The 927-nt window shown below is 60.5% G+C and carries 1 protein-coding gene; it reads right to left on the bottom strand.

The genetic code is table 11. The features are described 5' to 3' along the window. Nucleotides 1-140: 140 nt before the first annotated feature. Nucleotides 141-890, bottom strand: a complete 750-nt coding sequence (gene msrA, locus B3605_RS01025) for a peptide-methionine (S)-S-oxide reductase MsrA (RefSeq protein ID WP_112945298.1) — start codon at nt 888-890, stop codon at nt 141-143. Nucleotides 891-927: the final 37 nt, after the last annotated feature.

The raw sequence follows: 927 nt of genomic DNA, 5'->3' as shown, positions 1-927 counted from the left end.
ACTTTCGCGCGATATTTCGCGCGTAAAATTCGACATTTCTGGAATTTTCTACTCAGGTATAATGAGATGACGAGGCGCGGCTGAACGCAAAACGCCCGCTCGAAACCGAGCGGGCGCTTGCTGTTCGCGTCAGGCGATCCTCAGTTCGACCCGGAGGCCGCGACCAGCACCGGCTTTTCGCTGTAATCCCTCGGGAACAGCTGCTTCAGCGCGGCGACCTTCGGCAGATCGTTGATGACGATATAGGGATAGGTCGGATTGTTCGTCAGAAAGTCCTGATGATACCCCTCCGCAGGATAGAAGCTCTTGCCCGGCTCGATCTTCGTCACGATGGCCGCGTCGAAAACCCGCGCCTGGTTCAGCTGGCCGATATAGGCCTTGGCGACCTTTGCCTGCTCGTCATTGGCAGGGAAAATCGCCGACCGATATTGCGTGCCGGTATCGGGCCCCTGGCGGTTCAGCTGCGTCGGATCGTGCGCAACGGAGAAATAGATCTGCAGCAGCCGGCCATAGCTGACCTTGCTCGGGTCAAACACGACCTTGACGGACTCGGCATGGCCCGTATCGCCGCCGCTGACCGTTTCGTACTGCGCAGTATTCTTGGAGCCGCCGGCATAACCCGACGTCGCGCTCTTCACCCCGTTAACGTGCTGGAACACGCCCTGCACGCCCCAGAAGCAACCGCCGGCAAAGGTTGCCGTCTCGCTGCTGCCGCCGGCCGGCTCGTCCAGAACGGGCGCCGGAATGACCCGCGCCTCTTCGGCGGATGACGGCGTGAAATACATCGCCAGCCCCGCGGCCAGCAAGCCCGCCGCACCAAAGGCGACGATGCGCATCGAGCGCCGTGTGGTCGAACCCTTATGATCAGTCATGCCCTTATAGTCAGTCATGATGGTCTCCTATCAACCGAAGGTGAAGGCGTAGGCT

It is taken from the genome of Rhizobium sp. UBA1881, assembly GCF_002338015.1.
Classification (GTDB): Bacteria; Pseudomonadota; Alphaproteobacteria; order Rhizobiales; family Rhizobiaceae; genus Rhizobium.
The sequence above is the reverse complement of the archived record's forward strand: the minus strand, read 5'-3'. Positions and strand labels throughout refer to the sequence as shown.